General features: G+C 71.2%; 27 protein-coding genes. 13 read left to right on the forward strand and 14 right to left on the reverse strand.

What is annotated here, in order from left to right:
* Positions 1-76: 76 nt before the first annotated feature.
* On the reverse strand, positions 77-634 hold the full coding sequence (locus OG252_RS06535) for a flavin reductase family protein (protein WP_329334409.1): 558 nt from the start codon (positions 632-634) through the stop codon (positions 77-79).
* The gene (locus OG252_RS06540) at positions 631-1,629 is read right to left on the reverse strand and encodes a beta-ketoacyl-ACP synthase 3 (RefSeq protein ID WP_329334411.1); all 999 of its coding nucleotides are present in this window, start codon (positions 1,627-1,629) and stop codon (positions 631-633) included. The genes OG252_RS06535 and OG252_RS06540 overlap by 4 nt, the downstream gene beginning before the upstream one ends.
* 657 nt (positions 1,630-2,286) lie before the next feature.
* Here OG252_RS06540 and OG252_RS06545 point away from each other — a divergent pair.
* Positions 2,287-2,910, forward strand: coding sequence for a response regulator (locus tag OG252_RS06545; protein WP_406497463.1), 624 nt, complete (start codon positions 2,287-2,289; stop codon positions 2,908-2,910).
* Positions 2,911-2,922: 12 nt separating this feature from the next.
* Here the strand turns inward: OG252_RS06545 and OG252_RS06550 are convergent, their stop codons facing one another.
* Complete coding sequence (locus OG252_RS06550; protein ID WP_266451361.1) at positions 2,923-4,086, reverse strand: sensor histidine kinase; 1,164 nt, start codon at positions 4,084-4,086, stop codon at positions 2,923-2,925.
* A gap of 217 nt (positions 4,087-4,303) precedes the next feature.
* Positions 4,304-4,735 (reverse strand): MarR family winged helix-turn-helix transcriptional regulator, encoded by a 432-nt coding sequence (locus tag OG252_RS06555; RefSeq protein ID WP_406497461.1) that lies wholly within the window; start codon positions 4,733-4,735, stop codon positions 4,304-4,306.
* A 160-nt stretch (positions 4,736-4,895) separates the two neighbouring features.
* Between OG252_RS06555 and OG252_RS06560 the strand changes: the two genes are divergently transcribed.
* The 3 genes from OG252_RS06560 to OG252_RS06570 all read left to right on the forward strand — a co-directional run bounded on the left by OG252_RS06560 (position 4,896) and on the right by OG252_RS06570 (position 8,317).
* Complete coding sequence (locus OG252_RS06560; protein WP_266451359.1) at positions 4,896-6,428, forward strand: MFS transporter; 1,533 nt, start codon at positions 4,896-4,898, stop codon at positions 6,426-6,428.
* Between the two features lie 167 nt (positions 6,429-6,595).
* A complete protein-coding gene (locus OG252_RS06565) occupies positions 6,596-7,153 on the forward strand; it encodes a hypothetical protein (RefSeq protein ID WP_266451358.1) in 558 nt (185 codons plus the stop codon).
* A 348-nt stretch (positions 7,154-7,501) separates the two neighbouring features.
* A complete protein-coding gene (locus OG252_RS06570; protein WP_266451357.1) occupies positions 7,502-8,317 on the forward strand; it encodes an AfsR/SARP family transcriptional regulator in 816 nt (271 codons plus the stop codon).
* 207 nt (positions 8,318-8,524) lie between these two features.
* Here the strand turns inward: OG252_RS06570 and OG252_RS06575 are convergent, their stop codons facing one another.
* Positions 8,525-9,583, reverse strand: a complete 1,059-nt coding sequence (locus OG252_RS06575; protein WP_266451356.1) for a DUF6081 family protein — start codon at positions 9,581-9,583, stop codon at positions 8,525-8,527.
* Between the two features lie 188 nt (positions 9,584-9,771).
* On the opposite strand from OG252_RS06575, the gene OG252_RS06580 reads away from it, so the two are divergent.
* From OG252_RS06580 to OG252_RS06600, 5 genes are all read left to right on the forward strand, one after another.
* The gene (locus OG252_RS06580) at positions 9,772-10,692 is read left to right on the forward strand and encodes a pseudouridine-5'-phosphate glycosidase (protein ID WP_266451355.1); all 921 of its coding nucleotides are present in this window, start codon (positions 9,772-9,774) and stop codon (positions 10,690-10,692) included.
* On the forward strand, positions 10,689-11,372 hold the full coding sequence (locus OG252_RS06585; RefSeq protein WP_329334416.1) for an HAD family hydrolase: 684 nt from the start codon (positions 10,689-10,691) through the stop codon (positions 11,370-11,372). Before OG252_RS06580 ends, OG252_RS06585 begins: the two co-directional genes overlap by 4 nt.
* 74 nt (positions 11,373-11,446) lie before the next feature.
* Positions 11,447-12,526 carry a DUF6081 family protein gene (locus OG252_RS06590; RefSeq protein WP_266451353.1) on the forward strand — a complete coding sequence of 360 codons (1,080 nt, stop codon included), beginning with the start codon at positions 11,447-11,449 and terminating at the stop codon, positions 12,524-12,526.
* On the forward strand, positions 12,523-12,993 hold the full coding sequence (locus OG252_RS06595) for a lipocalin-like domain-containing protein (RefSeq protein WP_266451352.1): 471 nt from the start codon (positions 12,523-12,525) through the stop codon (positions 12,991-12,993). The genes OG252_RS06590 and OG252_RS06595 overlap by 4 nt, the downstream gene beginning before the upstream one ends.
* Positions 12,993-13,451, forward strand: coding sequence for a PPOX class F420-dependent oxidoreductase (locus OG252_RS06600; protein WP_266451351.1), 459 nt, complete (start codon positions 12,993-12,995; stop codon positions 13,449-13,451). The genes OG252_RS06595 and OG252_RS06600 overlap by 1 nt, the downstream gene beginning before the upstream one ends.
* Before the next feature lie 135 nt (positions 13,452-13,586).
* Here OG252_RS06600 and OG252_RS06605 read toward each other — a convergent pair whose 3' ends face one another.
* Together OG252_RS06605 and OG252_RS06610 are read right to left on the reverse strand one after the other, a co-directional pair.
* The gene (locus OG252_RS06605) at positions 13,587-14,654 is read right to left on the reverse strand and encodes an aldo/keto reductase (protein ID WP_307679066.1); all 1,068 of its coding nucleotides are present in this window, start codon (positions 14,652-14,654) and stop codon (positions 13,587-13,589) included.
* A gap of 5 nt (positions 14,655-14,659) precedes the next feature.
* Positions 14,660-15,127, reverse strand: coding sequence for a nitroreductase family deazaflavin-dependent oxidoreductase (locus OG252_RS06610; RefSeq protein ID WP_266451349.1), 468 nt, complete (start codon positions 15,125-15,127; stop codon positions 14,660-14,662).
* A 133-nt stretch (positions 15,128-15,260) separates the two neighbouring features.
* On the opposite strand from OG252_RS06610, the gene OG252_RS06615 reads away from it, so the two are divergent.
* Both OG252_RS06615 and OG252_RS06620 read left to right on the forward strand, forming a co-directional pair.
* Entirely contained in the window at positions 15,261-15,932 is a 672-nt protein-coding gene (locus OG252_RS06615) for a TetR/AcrR family transcriptional regulator (protein WP_329334422.1), read from the forward strand.
* A 77-nt stretch (positions 15,933-16,009) separates the two neighbouring features.
* A complete protein-coding gene (locus OG252_RS06620; protein WP_266451347.1) occupies positions 16,010-17,146 on the forward strand; it encodes an acyl-CoA dehydrogenase family protein in 1,137 nt (378 codons plus the stop codon).
* Positions 17,147-17,231: 85 nt separating this feature from the next.
* Here OG252_RS06620 and OG252_RS06625 read toward each other — a convergent pair whose 3' ends face one another.
* The 6 genes from OG252_RS06625 to OG252_RS06650 all read right to left on the reverse strand — a co-directional run bounded on the left by OG252_RS06625 (position 17,232) and on the right by OG252_RS06650 (position 22,919).
* Positions 17,232-18,170 carry an MBL fold metallo-hydrolase gene (locus OG252_RS06625; RefSeq protein WP_329334425.1) on the reverse strand — a complete coding sequence of 313 codons (939 nt, stop codon included), beginning with the start codon at positions 18,168-18,170 and terminating at the stop codon, positions 17,232-17,234.
* Between the two features lie 11 nt (positions 18,171-18,181).
* The gene (locus OG252_RS06630; RefSeq protein ID WP_329334427.1) at positions 18,182-19,177 is read right to left on the reverse strand and encodes an aromatase/cyclase; all 996 of its coding nucleotides are present in this window, start codon (positions 19,175-19,177) and stop codon (positions 18,182-18,184) included.
* A gap of 59 nt (positions 19,178-19,236) precedes the next feature.
* Entirely contained in the window at positions 19,237-20,028 is a 792-nt protein-coding gene (locus OG252_RS06635; protein ID WP_329334428.1) for an SDR family NAD(P)-dependent oxidoreductase, read from the reverse strand.
* A gap of 17 nt (positions 20,029-20,045) precedes the next feature.
* Positions 20,046-20,300, reverse strand: a complete 255-nt coding sequence (locus OG252_RS06640) for an acyl carrier protein (RefSeq protein ID WP_266451343.1) — start codon at positions 20,298-20,300, stop codon at positions 20,046-20,048.
* Positions 20,301-20,370: 70 nt separating this feature from the next.
* Entirely contained in the window at positions 20,371-21,657 is a 1,287-nt protein-coding gene (locus OG252_RS06645; protein WP_266451342.1) for a ketosynthase chain-length factor, read from the reverse strand.
* Entirely contained in the window at positions 21,654-22,919 is a 1,266-nt protein-coding gene (locus tag OG252_RS06650) for a beta-ketoacyl-[acyl-carrier-protein] synthase family protein (RefSeq protein WP_266451341.1), read from the reverse strand. Before OG252_RS06650 ends, OG252_RS06645 begins: the two co-directional genes overlap by 4 nt.
* Positions 22,920-23,095: 176 nt before the next feature.
* On the opposite strand from OG252_RS06650, the gene OG252_RS06655 reads away from it, so the two are divergent.
* Positions 23,096-24,106 carry an acyltransferase domain-containing protein gene (locus OG252_RS06655; RefSeq protein ID WP_329334432.1) on the forward strand — a complete coding sequence of 337 codons (1,011 nt, stop codon included), beginning with the start codon at positions 23,096-23,098 and terminating at the stop codon, positions 24,104-24,106.
* Here the strand turns inward: OG252_RS06655 and OG252_RS06660 are convergent.
* Positions 24,088-24,342 (reverse strand): acyl carrier protein, encoded by a 255-nt coding sequence (locus OG252_RS06660; RefSeq protein ID WP_266451339.1) that lies wholly within the window; start codon positions 24,340-24,342, stop codon positions 24,088-24,090. The genes OG252_RS06655 and OG252_RS06660 overlap by 19 nt on opposite strands.
* Before the next feature lie 120 nt (positions 24,343-24,462).
* Between OG252_RS06660 and OG252_RS06665 the strand changes: the two genes are divergently transcribed.
* Positions 24,463-24,924 (forward strand): nuclear transport factor 2 family protein, encoded by a 462-nt coding sequence (locus OG252_RS06665; protein ID WP_266451338.1) that lies wholly within the window; start codon positions 24,463-24,465, stop codon positions 24,922-24,924.

The following is a 24,924-nucleotide window of genomic DNA, read 5'->3' on the forward strand; positions in this document are numbered from 1 at the left end:
ACTTCACGACAAGTTCTCACCCCTCCCGCGCCTCCGCACGCCCTCTGGTCCGCCGGTGCCGCTGCGAGACCCGCGGTCAGGGACGTGGCAGACGGGCGTGGTCGGGGCTGCGCAGCTGCCGGAAGGCCCGGTCGTGGTAGACCAGCGGCTCGCCCCGGCCTGCTTCGCCCCGGCCGGAGAGGACATGCCGTACGGCGCCCACCAGGATGATGTGATCGCCGGCGGGATGACGGGCGTGCACGGCACAGTCCAGGACCGCCAGCGCGCCCGCCACGGCCGGGAGCAGGCGCGGGGTGGTCACGGTGTCCTCGGCGCGGAACTTGTCCGCGCCGGTGGTGGCGAAACGGGTGGCGAGGACGCTCTGCTCCTGGTGCAGCAGGCTGACCGCGAACCCCCCGCAGTCCATGAACGCCGCATAGGAGCTGGAGGTCTCGGCGAGGCAGACCAGGACCAGTGCCGGGTCCATGGAGACGGAGCAGAACGAGGTGGCGGTGAAGCCGTGCGGACGGCCCTCGGCGTCGTCGGTGGTGACGACGACTACTCCGCCGGCGAGCTGGGCCATGGCGGCCCGGAACCCCTCACGGACCTGGGAGGGCTCGACGTCGGCGACGGCCCGCCGATCGGTGCGGTTCACGGCAGAACCACCACCTGGGCGGCGAAGTTGAGGCCGGCTCCGAAACCCACGAGGAGCGCGGTGTCCCCGGCGGACGCCTGCTGGGAGGCGAGCAGCGCCTCCAAAGCGAGCGGTATGGACGCGGCCGAGGTGTTCCCGGAGCGGACCACGTCGCGGGCGACGGCGGTGGCGGCGGTGAGCCCGAGCCGCTCGGACATCAGCTCGATCATGCGGAGATTGGCCTGGTGGGGAACGAAGGCACCGAGCCCGCTAGGCGTCACCCCGGCCTCGCCGAGCGCACGGGCGGAGGCGGGGGCCACCTCGTCCATGGCCCAGCGGAAGACCCGGCGGCCGTCCATGCGCATCCAGGGCCGTTCGGGGGCGGCGCCGTCGGCCGAGGCCCAGGGGGCGGTCATCCTCAGCGCGTCGCCGTGGGCGCCGTACGCGCGCCGTACGACCGGGCCGATCCCGGGCGTGACGGAGTCGCCGACGACGACCGCGCCCGCGCCGTCCGCGAAGAGGAAGGAGATCGTGCGGTCGGTGGGTTCCACGAGGTCCGTCATGCGCTCGGCACCGATGACCAGCACCCGGCGGGCACTGCCCGCACGGACCGCGTCGGAGGCCATGGCCAGCGCGTGGCAGAAACCGGCGCAGGCGGCGGACAGATCGACGCCCGCGGCGGAGCCCGCGCCCAGCTCGTGCGCCACCCGCACCGCCAGCGGAGGGGTCTGCACCAGGTTGGACATGCTGGCCACCAGCACGAGGTCGACCTCGGCGGGTGTGGTCCCGGCCTGCGCCAGGGCCTTCTCGGCCGCCGCCGTGGCCATCATCGGCAGCGTTTCGTCGTGGTCCGCGAAGCGGCGTTCGACGATGCCGCTGCGGGTCTCGATCCACTCCTCGGTGGAGTCGATGAGCCGGCAGATCTCGGCATTGCCGACCACCCGGCGCGGCCGGTAGCCGCCGATCCCGAGAAGCGCGCTGTGGCGGGCCTCGGCTGTCATGACGGTCCGTGTCATCACCGTCTCCTCCGTATCGGCTGCGGCATCCTGAACGGATACGTCCATCGCGCCCAGCGTCGAGGGGGGCGGTGGAGAAGCCCTTGAGCTCAGCTCAGGGCATGGGCCGCGGCCGTGATCCGCACACCGGGCGCACGATCTCTGCACAAATGGCCGTGTTTTGACCCGGTTTCGCCGTGACTCGCCCATGTCGAAGGCGGAGAGATATCCGCCGATCGCAAGAAAGTTCGGACTACGATGACGGCGGCTCGATGACTGACCTGCCTTCCGGCTTGCCCGGACAGGCGAAGAGTATCCGGAATTGGTGGTGTTGAAGCTCGTTCGGCCCGGGGGGATCGCCGTGCACACCGAACCGGACACTCTCCTCATCGCGCTGTCCGTCGAACCGGACGACGGCATCACGCCCTCGCGCTGGCCCTGTTCGGGACCTGGTCATCCCTTGCAGAGGACCGACGACGGGGAGCCGGCGCGCCCGGCACCGGCCCGACTCCCGCCATGGTTCGACGACGAGCGGCTCCGGCCGCACCCCGCCCGGACTCCGGTCGGTCCGGTCCGCCGCGACGCCTCGCGTCGGCGGGCGAAACGCTCCGGCACGGCCAAAGGGGCCGGCTGCGGGCCGCCTCGAGCCGCCGGCCGGCGAACAGAAGCAGATCAACCATGTGGGGGGAAAGGCTCGTGATACGGCTGATCATCGCCGAGGATGTGCCCATGCTTCGTGGGGCGCTGGTGGCGCTCCTACAACTGGAGCAGGACCTCAGCGTCGTGGCGGAGGTGGGCAACGGGAACGACATCCTGCCCGCCGCGCTGCAATTCCGGCCCGACATCGCCGTGATCGACATCGATCTGCCCGGCACCGACGGACTGACGGCCGCCGCGAAGCTCCGTTCCTGTCTCCCCTCCTGCCGGGTGCTCATCATCACGAGCCTCGGCAATCCGGCGGCCCTGCGGCGGGCACTCGCCGCCCAGGTGGACGGATACATCCTCAAGGACGCGCTGCCGAGCGAGCTCACCCAGGCGATACGCAAGGTGGCGGCCGGGCAGCGGGTCATCGATCCGCAACTCGCCCTGCTGGCCTGGGAGGGCCCGGCGCAGCAGCTGACCCCGCGTGAGGTGTCCGTACTGCGCCTGGCCGCCGCGGGCGAGGACGTTCGCGCCATCGCGAAGGAACTGCACCTGAGCGTCGGTACGGTGCGCAACTACCTCACGACGATCGTCCACAAGCTCGGTGCCCGCAACCGGGTCGACGCGGTCCGGATCGCCCGGGACAACGGGGTCATCTGACCGCCCTGCCCGTCAGCTCGCATGGTGCGGAGTGGGCCGTCGCCCAGCAGTGGGCCACGGTCCGGCGAGCCGGGTCGGCACGACGACGCGCAGGTGGAACCAGCCCCACTCGGTGGTGCTGATCAGCCCGCCGCCGACGGCACCCAGCCGGTAGGCGAGATTGCCGAGGCCACCGCTGCAGCGGTCGGCCTCGACGGGTGACGCCTCGGCCTCGACGCCGTCGTTGGAGATCGCCATCCACAACCGTCCGTCGGTCTCGCCGAACTCGATACGGCAGCGCCTCGCGGCGCTGTGGCGCAGCAGATTGGTGACGGCCTCCCGCAGCACGATGGCCAGGATCGTGCCGGTTCGCGGGTCGAGCTCACCGGGCTCGCCCTCGATCGCGGTCTCCACACCGGCCGCGTTCAGCACTCCGGTCACCGAACGCAGTTCCGCCACGACGGACATCTCCCGGTAGCCGTGGGCGACGGCCCGGACGTCGGCCAGGGCCTGCCGGGCGATGTTCAGGGTCTCGACCAGCTCCTTCCGGGCGTGATCGTCGTCCACTCCCACCTTCCGCAGCGTCAGTTCGCTCTTCAACGTGATGGCGGAGAGGCTGTAGCCGAGCAGGTCGTGCAGATCGCGGGCGAAGCGCAGGCGCTCTCCGGAGACGGCGGCCCAGGCCGCCCGATGGCGCAGCCTGTACTGCTCGACGACGATGTCGCTCAGCCGGGTCAGCCCATGGACCATCAGCCCGATGACCACGGTGGCGAGCGTCAGATAGAGCGACTCGACGAGGGTGAACCGGGCGACGGCGAGCCCGAACACGGCACAGGCGTTGAGGACGAACAGGATCCAGGCGAGCACCGAGCCCCGGAGCACGACCAGTACGGAGCCCGAGAGGAATCCGCCGAAGCCGCCCCACAGCACGCCGAACATGGGGAGCGGGGCATAGGCCAGTGCGGCCTGGAGAGCGAGTGTCCAGGGGCCGATCCTGGCCCTGAGGTGAGCGGTATAGGGATTGCAGTGGAACAGCTGCAGTCCGAAAAACGCGATCAGTATCAGTACGGCGCTCACGAGACCCAAGGATTCGTGGTGCCACTTGAGCAGATTCAGTATGGCCATCAGCGCGTAGCCCAGCTGGACCGCGGCGGTGAGAAACAGGGCCAGGCGCGGCCCCGTTCTGTCCAATTCCACACCGATTCCCGGTTCACGGTCATCGAAGTCGGCGTCGTCGTGGAGTCGATTCTCTGCGTAGACCACGTAGCTTTTCCCCCTGCGCATACATGGACCGACCCCCGCAGCCGTTCACGGGGGCGTGCGAACAATCGTCGCGTCACAGGAATGGCCGGCCCGCCCAAGGGTGGACCGTTCCCGCGAGAGGCGCGCCACGGCGCGCGCCTGCGGACGTCGATCAGTCTGCGGTGGTGGCGACCGTCTGTCGCTCCTGCGCGCCCATGAGCTCCCGCTCGTACGCACGCAGGGTGTCGATGAAGGTCCGTCGTTCGGCCGGGCTCAGCGGTTCGAGTGCGACCCGCCAGGCGCGGACCCCGTTCTCCAGCCAGGAGCGCACCGCGTCCCGATAGGGCTCGGCGATGCTGACGATCTTGCGGCGCCGGTCGGCTTCGTCCTCGTTGCGCTCCACCACGCCGTACCGGTTCAGCTCCCCCACGAGCAGGCTGACGGTGGCCGGGACCAGCTCCAGCCGGGTGGCCAGCTCGTTGACGGCGAGCGGTCCGTCGAAGAACAGATAGGCCAGCAGGGACAGGTGGCGTGGAGCGAGGTTGTACTCCTCCAACTGCCGGGGCACCGGTGTGCGCTTGGTTCGTGCGACGACACGCGGCATGAGGAGCAGGAGCGTACGGACTCCGTCGTCGACGCTCAGCTCTGTCCCCTCATGACCATCGCTTGACATGACACAGCCCCCGCAATAGCTTTGCTTTGAAAGCAAAATAGATTTGTCTTGCTTCCCGTGCTGGTCCCGAGCCTACCGGAAGGGCCGTCCCATGACGGTGGAACAACAAGCTGATACGACGCCCACGGCGGAGTACAGCCCCAAGCGCTGGGCGACGCTGGCCGTCACCCTGTTCGCGGTGTTCATGGACATGGTGGACAACACCGTCCTCAACGTGGCCCTGCCCGCCGTCCAGGAGGACCTGGACGCCTCGTCCGCCCAGTTGGAGTGGTCGGTGGCGGGGTACACGCTGGCCTTCGCCGCCGCCATGATCACCGGGTCCCGCCTCGGCGACCAGCTCGGACGCCGGCGGATCTACCTCATCGGCCTCGGCTGCTTCGTCGCCACCTCGGCACTTGCGGGCGCGGCGGTCAATCCCGAGATGCTCATCATCTCCCGCGTCTTCCAGGGCGTCGCGGCCGCGCTGATGGTGCCGCAGGTCCTGGCGATGCTCCAGGTGGACTTCCCGAAGTCCGAGCGCCCGAAGGCGATGTCCCTCTACGGCATGTCGCTGGCCGTGGGCGGCATCGGCGGCCCGCTGCTGGGCGGTGTCCTGCTGGAGGCCGACCTCTTCGACCTGGGATGGCGGCCGGTCTTCTTCATCAACGTCCCCGTTGGACTGGCGGCGCTGATCGCCGCCGCCGTCCTCACCCGCGAGTCGCGCGTGGAGACCCGGGAGAGCTTCGACATCCGCGGCACCCTGATCGCGACGGTCGGCCTGATCAGCCTGCTCTTCCCGCTCGTGCAGGGGCGGGAACTGGACTGGCCCTGGTGGACCTTCGCCCTGATGATCGCCTGCCCGGTGATCCTCTGGCTGTTCGTCCGCTACGAACACCGGGTGATCGCCCGCGGCGAGTCACCGATCATCAACCCGGCACTGCTGCACCACCGCAGCTCGCTCGGCGGTCTGCTGGTCGCCATCCTGTTCTTCTGCGGAATGGCCTATCAGCTGGTCCTCACCGTCCACCTCCAGACGGGCGAGGGGTACTCCCCGCTGCGCACCGCGGTCGCACTGGTCACGTTCACCGTGGGCGTGGGTATCGGCTCGTCCGTGGCCCCGCAACTGATGCCGCTCGGCCGCCGGGTGGTGCTCCTGGGCTGCGCGGTCATGGCCGTGGGCATGGGGGTCATCACCTGGACCGTCGACCACTACTCCGGCTCGCTGGAGTGGTGGCACCTGGCACCCGGCATGATCGTCTCCGGTATCGGCCTCGCCATGGTCGCGGGGACACTGCTCACCATCGTGCTGGCACAGATGCCCAAGTCCGCCTCGGGCGCCGCGTCCTCGCTGATCAACACGTCCATCCAGGTCGGAGTGGCCACCGGCGTCGCGATCGTGGGCACCGTCTACTTCACGTTCCTGGAGGACGGACACTCGCCCACCGACTCGGCGGTCGTCGGCCTGCTGACCGTCGTCGGACTCTACGTACTGGCCGGACTGCTCGCCTTCGTGCTGCCGCCGGGACGCGTCGACGTGAGCGACGCCGACGACACCGATGACGAGACCGACCACGACCACGCGGCGGCGACCGCCGGCCCGGCCCTGCCCCCAGAGGCCGAGCCGAAGGCGCGCGTCGCGCCCTGAGAGGGACACCCGCCCTCGCCAGGGGTGCCCCGTCGCGAGCGATCGCGGCGGGGCACCGGCATGTCCGGCCCCGGGCACCCTCGACCGATCCTCGATCATCACGGACCACAGTGTGCGGCACAGGACCTTCACGGGTCCTTCAGAATCTCCATGAAAGGGACGTGCCCATGCTCTCCACTTCTTCGAGGCGGCTCACCCGAGGCACCCTGGCGACCCTCGCCGGCGTGCTTGTGCTCCCGCTGCTCGGTTCTGCCCCCGCCGGCGCCCAGCAGGCCGCGAGCGGGACGGCTCCGGCGGTCTCCATGACCGAACTCGACTTCCTGCTCGGCGAATACACCTGCGCGTACACCGACCTCACCCTCGAGGAGCCCACCACGGTCACCCTTCGCTGGGACACCGAGAAGACACTCGAGGGCAAGTTCTACGAGATGCACCTCAGCAGCCCCGACTTCGAGGGACGCTGGGTCTTCGGCGAGAACACCGTCGACAACCAGTACACCTCCTTCTACTGGGACACCTGGGGCAACACCGGCACCGCATCCTCCCCCGGCTGGAAGCGCGGCATGCTGCGCTTCCAGGGGCCGTACATCACGCCCGGCGGGCACGCGGACAGCAAGGACGAGTTCCGGGTGATCAACGGCGACCGGTACACCGACGACGCCTACATCCGGTTCGAGGGACAGCCGTGGAAGCAGATCAGCCATGTGGACTGCCGCCGGTCCTGAACCGAAGGCGGCGCCCCGCCGCCCCGGAGCCGCTCAGAGCACCGCACACAGCCCCGCGCCCGCCCTCGGGCCGGGGCTTTTACATCCCGGCCTACAGCACGACAAATTTACGTTACATACGCTTGTTCACGCCGACGAAACTGTGCCAGAATTCACATCCCCCGGTCCGGCGGCCGGCAGCGCAGCGCCACGGGATATTGGCTTGATTTCGCCCTCCCCACAGTCCGTGCGCCCATCACCCCTGCCCGGGTATGAGGAATTCATAGGCACACCCATGGTGGATTCACTATGGCGATCCGAAATCCTCTGCGAGGCTCCCGACTGGAATTCCCAACAGGGGGGCTGGGTATGGATATCGAAGTATTAGGACCGCTCGACATCCGTCTGGACGGCACATCGATCGTGCCGAGCGCGGGCAAACCTCGACAGATACTGGCACTCCTCGCGCTGCGAGCCGGACGGATCGTGCCCGTCCCGGTTCTCATGGAGGAGATCTGGGGTGACCGAATACCCCGCAGTGCGCAGACCACCTTGCAGACCTACATCCTGCAACTCCGCCGCAGGATCAGCGCCGCCCGGCCGGACGTCCGACGCCCGACGGCGAAGGACGTACTGTCCACCCGGTTCGGCGGATACCAGTTGTCCGAGCCGGTGCACAGCAGCGATGTCGGCACCTTCCAGCGACTCACGGCGGAGGGCAGCGCCGCACTGGAGAGAGGCGAGGCCGGCCGGGCCGCCGAGGTGCTCGGCCGGGCCCTTGCCCTGTGGCACGGCTCGGCCCTCATCGACGTGCCGACGGGACATGTGCTGAACACCGAGATCCTCGGCATCGAGGAGGGCAGGGCACGGGCGCTCGAACTGCGGATCGAGGCCGACCTGCGCCTTGGCAGGCACGCCGAACTCATCGGCGAGCTACGGATGCTGGTCGCCCAGCATCCGCTGCACGAGAGCTTTCACGCGCAACTGATGATCGCCCTGTGCCGTTCCGGGCACACCTGGCGGGCCCTTGAGGTCTACCAGCAGCTGCGCTCCACACTCGTGGGCGAACTGGGCGTCGAACCGTCCGCCAAAATACAGCGGCTGCACCAGCAGGTCCTGGGCGGAAACATGGGCCGGCCGCGCAGCACCCACGTGGAGCGCGACCTCTCCCTCGAACTGCGCTGAGCGCTCCGCGGGACGTGCCGCGACAGTCCGGTCGATCGTCTGCGGGTCCGTCGTGGCATGGTCGCGCAGTTCCCCGCGCCCCTGCGGGGCGCTGCCGAACCGCAGTCGACCTCACCAAGGCCGCTCAGCGCACACGGCACACAGCAGCGGGGCCGTCCTCGTCCTGGACGGCCCCGCTTGGTCGTGCCCGGTGTGCCCCTGGCCCGGTCAGGGCCTGCGGACCACCTTGGTCCAGTCGATCTTCATCTCGGAGCCCTGGCCGAAGAGCCGGTTCTCGATCCGGCTCTCGTCGTCGAGGAACCGCTGTTCCACCGGCTCACCGCGCCGCGGATCGAAGTAGAAGCCGTCCTTGTTCTTGAGCCGCACCAGCGCCCCGCCGTCGGCGGCACCCGGCTTGGCGCCGTCCAACAGACTGCCCAGCCCCATGCCGCAGGTGATCTGGTTCAGCGTCACCGGCTCCTCGACGCCGCCGTGGTCGAGCGTCATGTACTTGCGGTCGAAGGCACGCGTGCCGATCTTGTCGGTCTGGAGCTTCTGCCGGCCGTCCACGAACCAGGTCACCCGCTTGCCGCCCTGGTCTATGCGGACCTCCAGTTCGTGCATCGCTCCCCGGTCGGTCCTGGCGATCGGGATCGCGTAACCGTACGAGGCGTAGTCCTCGGTGTCGCTCGGCAGGCGCTCGTAGATGGCGTAGACGGTGTCGTTGGTCACCGAGAAGTCGGCGATCGCCCGCGACTCGAAGTCGGCGGTGATCAGCGCGATCGAGGCGAGCCGGATGTCGGACGCCGGGTCCTTGACCGTGGCGCCGAACGGGTTCTCGGTACCGAAGGTCCGGGCCGCCACCTTGTGCATACAGCTGATGGAGCCGGTGTCCGGCACCTCGAAGCCCGGGACGTTCTCGGCGGTGAACCGGTTGGGGAAGGCGATCCACTTGATGTGGTCGTCGGAGTCCGCACCGCCCTCCGGTCCGGTGCTGCGGGCGTAGGCCGGATCCCCCGTCTTCGGGTTGACGCCGGTGGGCACCACGTTGAGCACGCCGCCCGGCGTGGTGACGACGGCGTCCCCGGCCGGCCACTCCGCATCGCCCTGGAGCAGCCAGTTGCCGTCCTCGCCGGTTCTGAACCCGGTGTCGTACCCGTCCTGGAACAGGACCGTGCCGCCGCCGGACCGTGCCTGCCCCTCCGTCTGCGCGGACTGCGCGGTGGCCGGCAGAAGCGCCACCACGGCCGCTGCGGCCACCACTGCGTACGCGGCCTTGTGCCTCATCGTTCCCCTTGCCACAACTACCCCCTGTTTCGGCGGTTTCCGGTGCCCCGACCGTGCCGGAGGGCACCGGAGTTTCTCTTGAGGCCCACTGCGGCACGAGCTTCGACAGCTGCTCGACCGGGGCTCCAGTGGGGGCGGGGATGGTGACCGCGAGTCAGTTCCCGCACCTCAGGAAGGACACCCCGGACATGGAACGACAGCCCGATCCGCTGCTAGAGGTCAGCGAGGAGATCGCCACCGCGCTCGCGGAACGACGTCCGGTGGTGGCGCTGGAGTCCTCGCTCATCACCACCGATCCCTCCTCCGAGACCGCCTCGCTGATCGAGAAGGCGGTACGGGGCGCCGGGGCGGTACCCGCCACCATCGCGATCGCCGGCGGGAAACTCGTCGTCGGTCTGACGGACTCCCTCATCGAACGCTTCGCCACCACCAAGGGCATTCCGAAGATCAGCGCGCGGGACATCGGCGGCGCGCTGGCGGGCGGCGGCCTCGGGGCGACGACGGTGGCCGGCACCATCGTGATCGCCGAGCGGGCCGGCATCGAGGTCTTCACCACGGCGGGCATCGGCGGTGTGCACCGCCGGGGCCAGGACACCCTCGACATCTCCCCCGACCTGCTCCAGTTCCGCCGGACCAGGATGACCGTGGTCTGCGGCGGCGCGAAGAGCATCCTGGACCATCGGCTGACCGCCGAGTACCTGGAGACGGCCGGCATCCCCGTGTTCGGTTACCGCACGGACAAGCTCCCGGCCTTCGTGGTGCGCGAGGCCGATGTGCCCGTGACCCGCATGGACGATCTGCACGTCGCCGCGCGCGCCGCCGAGGCGCACTGGCAGGTCAACGGAGCCGGCACGGTGCTGCTCACCAGTCCCATCGACGAGCAGGACGCCGTGGACGAGGCCATCGTCGAGGCGGCGATCACCGAGGCCCTCGCGCAGTGCGACGAGGACGGCATCGTGGGCAACGCGGTCAGCCCGTATCTGATGAAGGCGCTCGCCCGGGCCTCCGGCGGCATGCTGCCCAAGGCCGGTCGCTCGCTGCTGCTCAGCACCGCCCGGGTCGCGGGAGAGTTCTCCGCCGCCCTGAGCGCCGTGCAGGCCGAGCGGTGACCGGCGCCCCCACCGCGGCGGTCCGTGGCGTGATCCTCGACCTCGACGGCACGCTCGCCGACACCCCCGCGGCCATCGCCACCATCACCGCCGAGGTCCTGGCGACGATGGGCACGGCGGTGTCCCGGGAGGCGATCCTCGCCACGGTCGGGCGGCCGCTGCCGGCCTCTCTCGCCGGGCTGATGGGCCTTCATGCGGAGGACCCCCGGGTCGCGGAGGCGACCGAGGAGTACGGGCGGCGGTTCGGGGCCCACGTCCGCGCGGCCGGTCCCGAGCTGCTCTTTCCGGGGGTCCTCGAAGGGCTCGACCGGCTGTCCGCGGCCGGTTTCCGGCTGGCCATGGCGACCTCGAAGGTCGAGAAGGCCGCGCGCGCCATCGCGGAACTCACGGGTCTGGACGACCGGCTGACGGTCATCGCGGGCGACGACAGCGTGGAGCGCGGCAAGCCGCATCCCGACATGGCCCTGTTTGTCGCCCGGGAGCTCGGGCTCCCTCCCGAGCAGTGCCTGGTGATCGGTGACGGGGTGCCCGACGCCGAGATGGGGCGGGCCGCCGGAATGACGGTGCTCGGCGTCTCGTACGGCGTGTCCGGGCCGGACGAACTGAAGCAGGCGGGGGCGGACGCCGTCGTGGACTCCTTCCCGGCGGCGGTCACCGCCGTACTGGAGGGACACCGGTGAACACGCCACGCACACCCCGCACCGCGCGCCCGCGCACAGCGCTGCTGGACACCCCGAGGAAAGGAGCGGCTCCGATGCCGCGCAGAACGTTCGTCTCCCGGCACGGCCTGCTGCTCGCCGTCGCCGCACTCGGCACCGTCATGACGACGGCGGGGACCTCCACCGCCAAACCGGGCAGCCGCGCCTACCGGCTGGTCTGGGACGACTTCGCCGACGGTTTCCGCACCGAGGGCGAGGACGCCCGCTGGTTCCACGTGGCCGGCGGCCCCTACCGGGCCGACGACGGCATCGTCACCACCCGCCGGGGCGAGCTGTCCGTGCGGGCGCGCGGCAGCCACCCCGTGACCGGCGAGCCGGCGTTCACGCAGACCATCCCCGCCGAGAACCCGGTCGGCATGCCGGGCTCCGGGGACCACGCCAAGTTCATCGCGTACACCAGTCACACCGCGACGAGCGGCCACCCCGGTTTCGACGCCCACGACGGCTACGAACTCCTCTTCGAGACGCGGCTCTCCGGCCGGACGTACGGCACCGCGGGCCACCCCTTCGGGGACGCGGTGCAGGATCCGGACGACGATCTGCGGCTGGCCTCCGCGATGATGCTGACCACCGACCCGGAGACCTCCGTCTCCTTCGACTTCGTGGTCACCAACAAGCGGATCTACGCCTGGTACGGGCGCCCCACCTTCCTCCGCGGCCAGTTGGGCGACTACGCCTCGTTCGCGCACACCGTGCCGCTGGCCACCCGGCAGCCCGGCGACAGCCACGACTTCGGCATCGCCTACGACCGCGCCGCCGGGGTGGTGCGCTGGATCGTCGACGGCCGGGAGCTGTTCCGGGTGGACCGCATCGGTCACCGTCTCGACCGGTCCACCGCCACCCTGGACGAGGGCGGCGAGGAGACGCTGGTCAGGCCGCGGCAGCTCAACGCCGGGCTGGGGCTGCTGACCCTGCTGGACGCGTCCTGGCCCACGGACAAAGGCCTCGTACGGCTGTCCGCGCGCAAGCACACCACGTACTACCGGCCCTCGGTCGGCGCGCCGCAGGAGCAGACCTTCGCCGACGAGGACAGCACCGACGCCGGGCGGCTCTTCGGACAGGGCGCGGCCGTCCGGCTCGGTTCCTACCGCGTCACCAGCAGGCGCTCGCGGTGACCCCGGAAGAGGTCGTCGGAGTGTGGCGGCTGGCCTCGTACACGGAGGTGGACGAGGACGGGACCACGGCGCCGGGGCCGCTGGGCGAGGCACCGGCCGGGCTGCTGATCTACACCGCGGACGGCCATGTCGCGGTGAGCATGATGAAGACCGGTGACACCCCGGCCCTGGAGACCTACATGGGCTACTCCGGGCACTGGCGGCTGGCCGGGGACCGGATGACGCACCGGGTCCTGGTCAGCGCCCACCCGCGGATGGCGGGGACCGAACAGCTACGCCGTGTCGCGCTCGACGGCGACACGCTGACGCTGCGCGGCACGGCCGTGACACCGGTGGGAGGCCGCGCGCCGGAACGCCTGCTCACCTGGCGGCGCGCGAAGCCCGACGACACGGCCTCAGGCAGCACGGCGTCCGATCACACAGCCTCCGACGACACGGCGGCACAGCAGGAGAAGGAGACGGACTGATGCCCAGTTACGTGGACGCGCCCGACGGCTGGTGGCGGGAGTTCATCATGGCCGATCCGCCCAGGACCGCGAAGGCCTCGGTGGTCCGCAAGGACGGCAGCCCCCATGTCGTCCCGGTCGGAGTGATCATGGACGGCGACGACATCATCTACACGTGCCAGAAGGACAGCGTGAAGGGCCGCTCCCTGCAACGGGACGGCAGGATCGCGATGTTGTGGGACGACGAGCGTCCGCCGTTCTCGTTTGTGCTGGTGCGCGGGCGGGCGACGCTCAGCGAGGACATCGACGAACTGCGCGCCTGGACCGCCCGGATCGGTGGCCGGTACCACGGCAAGCGGCGCGAGGAGGAGTTCTCCGAGCGGTTCACCATCCCCAACGGCGTGGTGGTCCGGGTGAAGGTGGAACAGATCGTGGCCAAGGTGAATCTGTCGGAGACCGTGAACGTGAAGGAGTCGTAGCTCCCTCGGGGGCCGACGCGGTGACGCGACAGTGCGGCGGAGGGGGCCGGTTGCCCCCTCCGCCGCACTGGCGTGTGATCCCGCGTGATCCCGCGTGATCCCGCGTGATCCCGCGTGTTCCCTTCGGGTCCCTGCTTATCGGGCGGCCCCGTACTGGTCGTCGGCCGGCACCCGTCGTACGGTCGTCCGCCGGTCCTCGACCTGCTGCCAGCCGTCGCTGTAGATGGCGTCCCGCATCGCCGGGAAGCGCAGGAAGTCGTGCGGGAAGCCCGGCTCCACCCGGCTGACCCGGTCCAGGCCCGCCAGCCACTCGTCCTCCAGCAGCGCCTCGGTGGCCCCCAGGTTGTCGGCGAGCTGCTCGGGCTTCGTGGCGCCGAGGATCGGCACCACGTTCCCGGGCCGGGACAGCAGCCAGGCCAGCGCCACCTGGGCGGGGCTGCGGCCGGCGGCCTCGGCGACGCGGACGGTCTCCTCGACGACGTCGTCGCCGGGACCGGTGCCGCCCTGCCCCCAGGCCACGTGGTCCAGCCGCCCCTCCTCGGACCGCAGGTACTTGCCGGTGAGCCGCCCGTCGGCCAGCGGGCCCCAGGCGAACACCGGCAGGTCGAAGGCGTGGGCCATCGGGAGGAGTTCACGCTCGACGGTGCGCTCCAGCAGGTTGTACCTGATCTGGAGTCCCGCGAAGGGCGACCAGTCACGCAGCTCGGCCAGGGTGTTGGCCTGGGCCACCTCCCACGCGGGCCAGTCGGACACACCGACGTAGAGCACCTTGCCCGCGCGCACCTGGTCGTCCAGCGCGCGCATCACCTCGGGCACCGGGGTGAGGGTGTCCCGGGCGTGCACCCACAGCATGTCCACGTGGTCCGTGCCGAGCCGACGCAGGCTCGCCTCCAGCGAACGCACCAGGTTCTTGCGGTGGTTGCCCGCGGAGTTGAGGTCGCCGGGCAGCATCTGCATCGTGTACTTGGTACTGAGGACGAACTCGTCGCGGCGCCCCGCGAGCAGCTTGCCGAGCGTCGTCTCCGCCGAGCCGTCGCCGTACTCGTTGGCGGTGTCGAGGTAGTTGCCGCCGGCCTCGGCGTACTGGTCGAAGAGCTGCGCGCGCGTCGCCTCGGGGAGTTTCCAGTCGTCGCCGAAGGTCATGGTGCCCAGCGCCAGCCGGGAGATCCGGACGCCGGTCCTGCCGAGGAGCGTGTAGCGCACGGCGATCAGTCCTTCCGGCTGAGCAGGACAAGGGGGATCTTCCGTTCGGTCTGGGCCTGGTAGTCGGCGAAGGCCTGTACCTCGGCGGAGGCCTCGGCGAAGAGGCGGTCGCGCTCCTCGCTCCCGGGCGGCACCTCCGTCGCGATGGCCGAGTAGGTCTCCTGGCCGGTCTCGACGGTCACCCGGGGATTCACCCTGATGTTGTGGTACCAGGCGGGGTGGGTGTCCGCGCCGCCGTTGCTGCCGAAGATCAGCAGGCTGCCGTCGGGCTGGGCGAAGTAGAGCGTGGGCACCGTGCGCGCCACACCGGACTTCGCTCCCTTGGTGGTGAGCAGGATGAGCGAGCCGCCCTCGAAGGGGCCGCCGACCTTGCCGCCGTTCTCCCGGAACTGCTGCATGACCGGGAGGTTGTAGCTGCCCGGGTCATCCTCGGCGGGCGTGGTGGGCGCGGGGTCGAACTGGTCCAGAGCCACGGGGACTTCCTCTCGGCGAGACAAACGGAAACTTCTCCATATCGGTGCGCGTCGAGACTAAGCGGAGAGACTTCCGTCTCGCAAGCAACGTCCTCGCACGCCGCTGGAGCAGCGGCGAACTATGCTCACGGCCATGTCCGCAGCCCCCGCCGAACGCGCCGACGCGGCGCGCAATCGACAGAAGATCCTGGCCGCGGCCGCCCGTCTGGTGGCCGCCGGGGCGGCGGAGCGACTCTCCCTCGACGAGGTGGCCCGGGCGGCCGACGTGGGCGTGGGCACGGTCTATCGCCGCTTCGGCGACCGCGCCGGGCTGGTCTTCGCGCTGCTGGACGAACAGCATCAGCTGTTCCGGACCCGGGTGCTGGAGGGCCCGCCCCCCTTGGGGCCGGGAGCCGACACCGGGGACCGGCTGCGGGCCTTCCTGCACGCGCTCGTCGACCTCTCGGTCGGGCAGCGCGAACTGCTGCTGCTCGCCGAGTCCAGCTCGCCGCCCGCGCGCTTCGTCAGCGACTCCTACGCCTTTCAGCACGCGCATGCCACCGGCCTGATCGCCGAACTGCGCCCGGACGCCGACGCGGCCTTCCTGGCCGACGCGCTGCTGGCCCCCTTCGCGCCCAGCCTGATCGACCACCAGTGCCGGGCCAGGGGCTTCTCCCCGGAGCGGATCAAGAGCGGCTTCGACCAGTTGCTGCACGGCACGCTGCCGCCGGAAGCGGCGGTGCCCCCTGTCGAGCAGGCCTCCAGGCGCCTTCCAGCGGACGACGGCAGCGTGGCGGACGACGGGTGCGCGAACGCACGCCGCTGACGGCATGGCCGCCTGGAGCGCGACGTCCATGCCCACGGCTGCTTCCCCGCACGAGGCGGTCCATGGGAGGCGCAAGGATGCTGGACACCGAGGAACTGGCCCAACAAGCCGCCGAATCCGCGCGACGGGCCGAGGAAGCCCGCGGGCTGGAACCGGACGTGGTCAAACTGCTGGTCGAGGTCGGCTTCGCCCGGCACTTCGTACCCCGGGAATGCGGCGGCGCCGAGGGCACCTTCGCGGAGCTCACCGAGGCGGTGGCACGGGTCGGCGCGGCCTGTCCCGCCACCGCCTGGTGCGCCTCGCTGGCCGCCAACCTGGCCCGGATGGCGGCCTATCTGCCCGCCGACGGCTACCGGGAGGTGTGGGCGCAGGGACCCGACGCGCTGGTCGCCGGGTCCCTCTCCCCCTTCGGGAAGGCCACCCCCGCCGCCGGCGGCTGGACGCTGTCCGGGCGCTGGCCCTACATCAGCGCTGTGGCGTACGCGGACTGGCTGCTGCTGTGCGGCACGCTGCCCGACGGAGCCGGGCCCCGGGTCTTCGCGGTGCCCCGGGACGCGGTCGAGGTCGTGGAGAGCTGGGAGAGCGTCGGCATGCGGGCCACCGGCAGCCACACGGTGGTCGCGTCCGACGTGTTCGTTCCCGAGCGGCGCGGCTTCGCCCGCGCCGACCTGCTGACGGGCCGCCCCACGGCGTCCGCGGCACCCTGTCACACCGTGCCGCTGGAAGCGGCCAACGGCCTCTCCTTCGCCGGGCCGCTGCTGGGCGCCGCCGAGGGCGCACTCGCCCAGTGGTCCACCTACGCGGAGGCCAAGGCACGCGCCGCGCTCGCACGGCCCCAGGCGCCCGGCCCCAGCCGTGAGGCGCTCGCGGGCGTGCTGGCCCACTCGGCCGGGGAGACGGACGCCGCGCGGCTGCTGCTCGAACGGTGCGCGCGCGTCGCCGACCTGGGCGCGGAGGTGACGCCCGAGCAGACCCGGCGCAATCTCCGTGACACCGCCCTGTCGGTGCGAATGCTGGCCTCCGCGGTCAACCGGCTCGCGGCGAACGGCGGGACCACGGGTTACGGGGAGGGCGCCCCGTTGCAGCGCTACTGGCGGGATGTCAACACCTCGGCCACCCACGTGGCTCTCCAGTTCGAATCGGCGGCACTGGCCTACGCCGAGGGCCGGTTGTGGACCACGGAGACCGGCAGTTCGGCAGTGGCGGCGCGGTAGCGACCACGCAACGCGGAAGAGCCGGCCGGGCCCTGGAGGGCTCGGCCGGCTCTTCCGTCGGAGGGCCTCGCGGACGCAGCGGCTCTCAGGCGTGCGAGAGGGGAAGTACACCGCCGTTGTACGCGACCATCTCGCCGAAGACCGACACCACGTCGAGGGCGCTGCCGAGCGCTTCGCCGGCCAGTTCCGCGTAGGCGCGGTGCAGGTTGGCCACCAGCCGCTCCGGATCGCGCAGGTCGCCGAAGGGACCGGGCCCCGTCTCGCGGGCGAGCTGGAGGGGGGTCAGCCCCGCCGCCCTGCCCTCGGCGGCCCGCTCCGTCAGCCAGCGGAAGTACTCCTCGGTCTGCGTCAGCGACTCGGGGCCGCTGACGGGTCCGTGGCCGCCGACGACGGTCCGTGGCTCCAGCTTCCGTATGAGCTCCAGGGTGGCGAGGGACCCGGCGACGGAGCCCATCAGCACGAAGGGCGTACAGCCGGGAAGCACGACGTCGCCGGCGAACAGCACGCGTTCCTCGGGCAGCCACACCAGCGTGTCGTTGGTGGTGTGCGCGGGGCCCGGATGGATCAGCTCGATCCGGCGCTCCCCCTGATGCAGGGTCAGCGATTGACGGTACGTCAGGTCGGGGAGCCGCAACTGGATGCCGCCCCACTCGACGTCGGGCCACAGTCCGGTCAGTCCGAGTCCGGCGGCCTCCATCTCGGTACGGGTGTCCTCGTGGGCGACGACGACGGTGCCCGGGCCCGCCAATGCGGCGTTGCCGAAGGTGTGGTCGCCGTGGAAGTGGGTGTTGACGATCAGCCGGGGAGACTCGGGCGTGAGTTCGCCGAGGGCGGCCCGCATGGCACTCGCCCGAGCCTGGGTGGCGGCCGTGTCCACCAGCACGGGCCCGCCGCCGCGCCCCGGTTCCAGCAGGATGCCCGCGTTGCTGACGCACCAGCCGCCGTCGGGCTGTATGTACGCGAACACGCCGTCGGCCAGCTCTTCCAGCCTCGCCGGGGCAAAGGGCCGGGTTGCCCCGGTCACGGTCCGACCGCTCACTCGGCGGCCCCCTGCTCGAGATGGCTGCGGGCCGCCCGAAGGGTGCCCCGGCTGTTGGCACCGATGATGTCCCGGGCCTTGCGGAGCGCCTCGGCCAAAGTGGTGCCCGGTCCGAACACGCTCTCCACCGCGGTGGGGTCGAGGGCCACCGTGTGCCAGGCGGTCACCCGGGTGCCCTCCGGCCGGGTGCTGAAGAGCCACTCGCCGGAGTGCGCCAGCAGTCCGCGCGGCGGGGTGGTCTGCTTGTAGACGATCCGCTCGTCCGTGAAGCACAGCCGTACCGACTGGGTCAGGTGCGTACTGCCGTCCGCGGCGGAGGTCTCCATGTCCATGGTCTGCACCTCCGCACCCGCGGTGGCGGCGTCGGCCGGGGTGGTCTCCACGTCGAGCCCGGCGACATGCGGGAGCCGCTTCGGCCACAGGTCGGCGCGGTACAGGAAGTCGTAGACCTCCGGGACCGGCGCGGCCACGAGCTCGTCGTCGCTGAAGCTGAGGATCAGCTCGTCCGGCCCCTCGGGGCGCTCCGCCCAGGTGCGGAGGGCGCCGATCTCCGCGGTGCTGTTGGAGTCCAGCGCGGCGGCGATGCGGTCGGCCGCGTGCGGATCGCCGGCGGTGGTCCAGCGGTGGCCGAGTTCCAGCCGGCCGGGGCTGTCCGGCGAGGGGTCCTCGAACCGCCAGTGACCGGTCATCTCCGTGAGCGGCGCGGCCGGGTTCTCCTGTGCGAAGTCGATGCGGTTGCTCGCCGGGTCGAGCACCCGCCGCGAGGTCCAGCTGCGTACCTCGCTGCCGACCACCGCCCACAGCCGGATGCGTTGGACGTCCCCGGTGCGGTCCAGCTGCTGGGACCAGATGCAGGGCGCGAAGAGCAACGGCCAGCGGCCGACGTCCTCGATGAGCCCGTAGGCGCGGCGCGCCGACGCGGCCAGCTCGGTCACGTGCTCGGCGGACCGGGTGGGGCCCTCCGCGGTCCTTACATGCGTCTGCGTGTCCACGCGGTGGTTCTCCTCCATGTCGGTGATGGCCGAGGCGTCTCGGTGACGGCCGGGGTGAATCAGTAGTTGCCGAGGCCGCCGCAGACGTTGATCGCCTGCGCGGTGACGGCCGCCGCGGCGTCCGAGACCAGATACGCCACCATCGCGGCGACCTCGTCGGGGTCGGTGTAGCGGCCGAGGGGGATCTTGGCGTTGAACCGCTCGAGGACCTCGGCCTCGGTGGTGTTCCAGATGTGGGCGTAGTGCTCGCGCACGTTGCCCGCCATGGGCGTCTCCACATAGCCGGGGCAGACCGCGTTGACGGTGATGCCGCTCTTGGCCAGTTCGAGGCCCAGGGCCTTGGTGAACCCGACCACGCCGTGCTTGGAGGCCGAGTAGGGCGCCCCGAACACGACGCCCTGCTTGCCGCCCGTGGAGGCGATGCTGACGATCCTGGCCCGCTTGAGCTCACGCATCCGGCCGGTGGTCAGCACCTGCTTGGTCACCAGGAAGACGCTGTTGAGGTTGGTGTTGATGACGTCGAACCAGAGTTCGTCGGAGACCTCGGCGGTGACGCCGCCGCCGCTGCGCCCGGCGTTGTTCACCAGGACCTCCACCGGACCGAAGCGGTCGACGGCGGACTGGACGAACTGCCGCACGCTGTCGGCCGAGGTCACGTCGCACACGGTTCCGTCAGCCGTCACCCCGCTCTCCTGGAGCTCCTTGACGGTCTGGGCGAGGGCCTCCCCGTCCCGCGCGCAGAGATAGACGGGATGCCCGAGCGCGCCCAGAGAAGCCGCGACGGATCGTCCGATGCCCCGGGTCGCGCCGGTGACGACGGCGGTGCCCCGCAGGGCCTGTATCTGCTCCATGGTGTCGGCCCGCTCTCTCAGGCGGCCTGGGCCGCGGCGTGGTTGACCCGGTCGAGGAACTCCCGGGGCGTCTCGATCTCGGTGACGTCCTCGTCGGTGAGCGTGGCCCCGAACCGCTGCTTCATCAGGGCCGCCGTCTCCAGCAGTGCCAGCGAGTCGTAGCCGAGGTCGGTGAAGGGGACGTCCAGCTTCTGGGCGGTGAGCGCGACGTCCTCGTCGGCGCCGGCGCACTCGGTGAGCACACGGACCAGGTCGTTGAGGGTGATGGTCATGAGGTGAACTCCTCGCGTAGGAAATGCGGTTGGGGTGGGATCGGAGCGGGGGTGGGGCGGGGATCGGACATCAGGCGGCTTCGGCCGAGCGGACCACCACGGCGGCGTTGAAACCGCCGTGCCCCCGCGCCAGCACCAGGGCGGTGCGCAGCGGTGCGTCGCGGGGTGCGCCGCGCACCAGGTCGAGACGGTGCTCGGGCACCGGCCGGTCGATTCCCGCGGTGGGCGGTATAACGCCGTCGCGCAGGGCGAGCAGGGCCGCGGCCACGTCGAGCGGGGCCCCACCGCCGTAGAGCCGGCCGGTGAGGGTCTTCGGGGCGGTGACCGGCACGCCGTAGGGGCCGAACAGGGAGCGCAGTGCCGCGGCCTCTTCGTCGTCGGCGGCGGGCAGCCCCGCGGCGTCGGCGAAGACAACGTCCACGGCCTCCACGGGCAGCCCGCTGTCGGCGAGGGCGAGCCGTGCGGCGCGTTCGAGACCGGGAGGGCGTCCCGAACCCGGCCGGGGGGAGAAGGTGGCGGCGTACCCGGCGATCTCGCCGTACACCCGGGCGCCGCGCGCGCGGGCCGCCGTCTCCTCTTCGAGGACGAGCATCGCGCCGCCTTCGCCGGGCACCTGGCCGGCCGCGCGGGTGTCGAAGGGCAGGTAGGCGGTGGCGGGGTCGTCGGAGCGGGAGAGCCTGCCGCTCGCGAGGTGGGAGACCAGGCCCCAGGGGTCGAGGGAGGAGTCCATGCCGCCGGTCAGGGACAGCTTGACGCCCTGGCGCAGGGTACGGCGGGACTGGCCGATGGCATCGAGGCCGCCCGCCTGTTCGGAGACGAGGACGCCACTGGGTCCGCGCAGTTTGTGGCGGATGGACAGCTGGCCGGTGTTGACCGCGTAGAACCAGGCGAACGACTCGTAGACGCTGACCTGTTGCGGGCCCTGGGTCCACAGTTTGCGGATCTCCCGGTGGGTGAACTCGAATCCACCGGTGGCGTTGGAGGTGACCACACCGCAGCCGTACTCGCCGTATCCGTCCTGTCCGGCCAGTTCGGCGGGGTCCGCGTCGGCGTCGGCCAACGCCTCGGCCCCCGCGACGAGGGCCAGCCGGGTCACCCGGTCGGTCTGCGGCAGCAGTCGGCCCGGGATGTGCTCGGCCGCGTCGAACCCCGCGATCCGCCCGACCAGCCGGGACGGGTAGCGCGAGGCGTCGTAGTCGACGACCGGTCCGATACCGCTCGCGCCGCTCAGCGTGGCCTGCCACCACTGTTCGGTGCCCAGGCCGTTGGGGGCGGCGACGCCGATGCCGGTGATGACGGCGGTCGGCCGTTCGGTGCGCTCAGGGGTCTCCTGGGCCGCGGACGTGGCCAGTGTCATCGCGCGGTCTCCTCTCGGGTGAGGACCATGGCGGACTGGAAGCCGCCGAAACCGCTGCCCACGCTGAGGACGGCGTCCACGCCGTGCTCCCGGGCCTCGTTCGGCACGTAGTCCAGGTCGCATTCGGGGTCGGCTTCGTGGAGGTTGGCGGTGGGCGGGACGACGCCGTTCTCCATGGCGAGCGCGCAGGCGGCGATCTCGATGGAGCCGATGGCGCCCAGCGAGTGCCCGACCATGGACTTGATGGAGCTGATCGGCACCTCGTAGGCGTGCTGCCCGAGGGTCTCCTTGAAGGCGGCCGTCTCGTGCCGGTCGTTCTGCTTGGTGCCCGAGCCGTGCGCGTTGACGTAGTCGACGAGAGAGGGGTCGAGCCGCGCCTGGTCGAGTGAGTGCCGGATGGCCTCGGCCATCTCGTGGCCGTCCGGCCGCAGGCCCGTCATGTGGTAGGCGTTGCAGCGGGTGGCGTAGCCGCCGATCACCCCGTAGACATGGGCGCCCCGGGCCCGTGCGTGCTCCAGCTCCTCCAGGACGAACATGGCGGCGCCCTCGGCGAGTACGAAGCCGTTGCGGGTGCGGTCGAAGGGCCGGGAGGCGTGCTCGGGGTCGTCGTTGCGGGGGGTGGTGGCCTTGATCGCGTCGAAGCAGGCGACGGCGATCGGGGAGATCGGGGTGTCGGCCGCCCCGGCGATCATGACGTCGACGGTGCCCTCGGCGATGAGGTCCCGCGCGTAGCCCACGGAGTCCAGCCCGGAGGTGCAGCCGGTGGAGACCACCGTGGCCGGGCCTTCGGCGCCCACGGTCCAGGCCACCTCGGCCGCCAGCGAACTGGGCACGAAGGCGTCGAAGAGGTGCGGCGACACGTAGTCGCTGTCCACCTCCCACAGCCGGCCGCTGTCGCTGAGGACGAGGTATTCGCGTTCGAGTCCCGTGGTGCCGCCGACCGCGCTGCCGACGCTCACCCCGGTGCGGTGCGGATCGAGTTCGACGAATTCGAGGCCGCTGTCCGCCATGCATTCCCGGGCGCTGGCCACGGCGAACTGTGCGGCCCGGTCCAGGCGCCTGGTCTCCCGCGGGCTGAGTCCGCTCCGCCGGGGATCGAAGTCGACTTCGGCGGCGACCTGGGAGCGGAAACGGGAGGGGTCGAAGAAGGAGATGGTGCGGGTGGCGGTACGGCCCGAGACCAGGAGGTCCCAGAAGGCCTTCTTGCCCACCCCGCCCGGCGCGACGACGCCTATCCCGGTGATTGCGACACTTCGGTTCACTGTCCTGCCCCTCGTTCGGCTGCCTCCGACTGTCGGCGCAGCTCCTCGACCACCGCTCGAATTCGGCTGGCGGCCCCGCGGCGCCGGTCCAGCGGCGGTCCACTCCAGGTCGAGACGGGACGGACAGGCTCGGCCCGCCCGCCGGAGGTGCCGGCGGCCGAGGGGAGGGGGGTTCCGTGGAGCACCGTCGAAGTGTGCTGCTGCTGCCCGGACAGGGCGCGCAGCGGGAACGCATGGCCGCCGGGCTGTACGGGGTGGAGGAGGAATTCACCGCGCCCATGGAGGAGTTCTTCGGCCGGCTCGGCGCGGCGGGGGCCCGGCTGCGGTCGGCGTGGCTGCGCCCGGCGCCCAATGGGGAGCTGGACGAGTCCGCGGTGGCGCAGCCGCTGCTGCTCGCCGTGGGACACGCACTGGGACGTGCGGTGGGGGCGGCGACGGGGCCTCCCGGGCTGCTGCTCGGCCACAGTGTGGGCGAGTTGGCGGCGGCCTGCCTGGTGGGCGTCTTCGATCCGGCGGACGTCGGCGCGCTGGCCGCCGCCCGCTCCCGGGCGCTGGAGGACAGCGGGCACGGCGGGATGCTCGCGGTGGCGGCCCCGGAGGGGGACCTGCCCGAGGATCTGGGCCCCGGGGTGGCCGTCGCCGCGCTCAACGGACCGCGTCAGACGGTGTTGGCAGGACCCGCCATGGCGCTGGCCGCCTTGGAGCGACGGCTGCGGGACGGCGGGTTCCTGGTGCGCGCGCTGCGTTCGGGGCACGCCTTCCACAGCCCTGTCATGGCAGGGGCCGCGCTGCGCTTCGGTGCGGCGCTGGCGGAATTCGGGCCGCGTGCTCCGCGGCCGGGCAGCACCGTGGTGTCCACCCGTACGGGGGTCGCGGTGACCTCGGAGCAGGCGCGGGATCCGCACTTCTGGGGCGGGCAACTGGCCGCCCCGGTGAGGTATTGGCCGGCTCTGCGCGCACTGCTGGACACCTGGGGAAGGCGGCCGGGGCTGGTGCTGCTCGACGGCTCCGCGGACCGGAGCCTGAGCGCCCCGGCGCGGCACCACCCCGCGGTGCGGGATGGCGCCAGCGAGGTCGTCCCCCTGCTGGCCGCCGGCCGGGACGCCGGTGGCCCGGCCGACGCGACGGTCTTCGCCGAGGCGGTGCACCGGTTGGGGGACCAGCGCGATCACACGGCGGTGAGCTGACCTTGGACGTACTGGATGAGGGCGGCGGGGGTGGTGAGTTCGTCGAGCTGTTCGTCGGGGACGGTGACCGCGTAGTCGTCCTGAATGCGGGTCACGATCTCGTAGACGGTGAGCGAGTCGAAACCCAGGTCGGTGAACTCGGTGTGCAGGGTGGAATCCTTGATCTCCTCAGCTGTGGTTCCGTCGAAGCAGGCGTTCACGATGCCCTGGAACTCGGTGATGGTGAAGGTGGCCATGCGGCACACCCTGTGCGGTCGCACTCGACGGGGGCTGGAGACCGGCTCGACGGCAGCCGGACGCCGTCGGCTCCGCCACCGCTCGATCCTGCCTCCAGTCGGCGACCGCAGCATCGGGCCATGACCACTGACGAGTTGGTGAACGGTCCCAAGCTTCCCTCCGCCGAGCTGTACGTGGAGGTGACACAGTTCTACGCCCGGCAGATGCACCGGATGGACACGGACGACTTCGGCGGTTTCGCCGCCACGTTCGTCGCGGACGCGGTGTTCGCTCTCGCGGGCGGCACCGAGCTGATCGGCCCGGAGGCGATCGAGGCAGGCGCGCGGGCGGCGGCGGTCCGGTTCGACGGCGCGCAGCCGCGGCACTGGTTCGACATGATGACGGTCGAGGAAGCCGACGACGGCACGGTGTCGACCAGCTACTACGCGACGGTGACGGTCACTTCCGCGCAGGGTTCCGTGCTGGTGGAGCCGACCTGCTTCGTCCGGGACACCCTGGTCCGGGTGGGCGGGGTGCTGCGCAACCGCTCCCGGGTCATCGAGCGGGACGACCTCGTGCTGCGCGCGCGGGCGCAGGGCTGA

This window comes from Streptomyces sp. NBC_01352 (assembly GCF_036237295.1).
GTDB lineage: Bacteria > Actinomycetota > Actinomycetes > Streptomycetales > Streptomycetaceae > Streptomyces > Streptomyces plumbiresistens.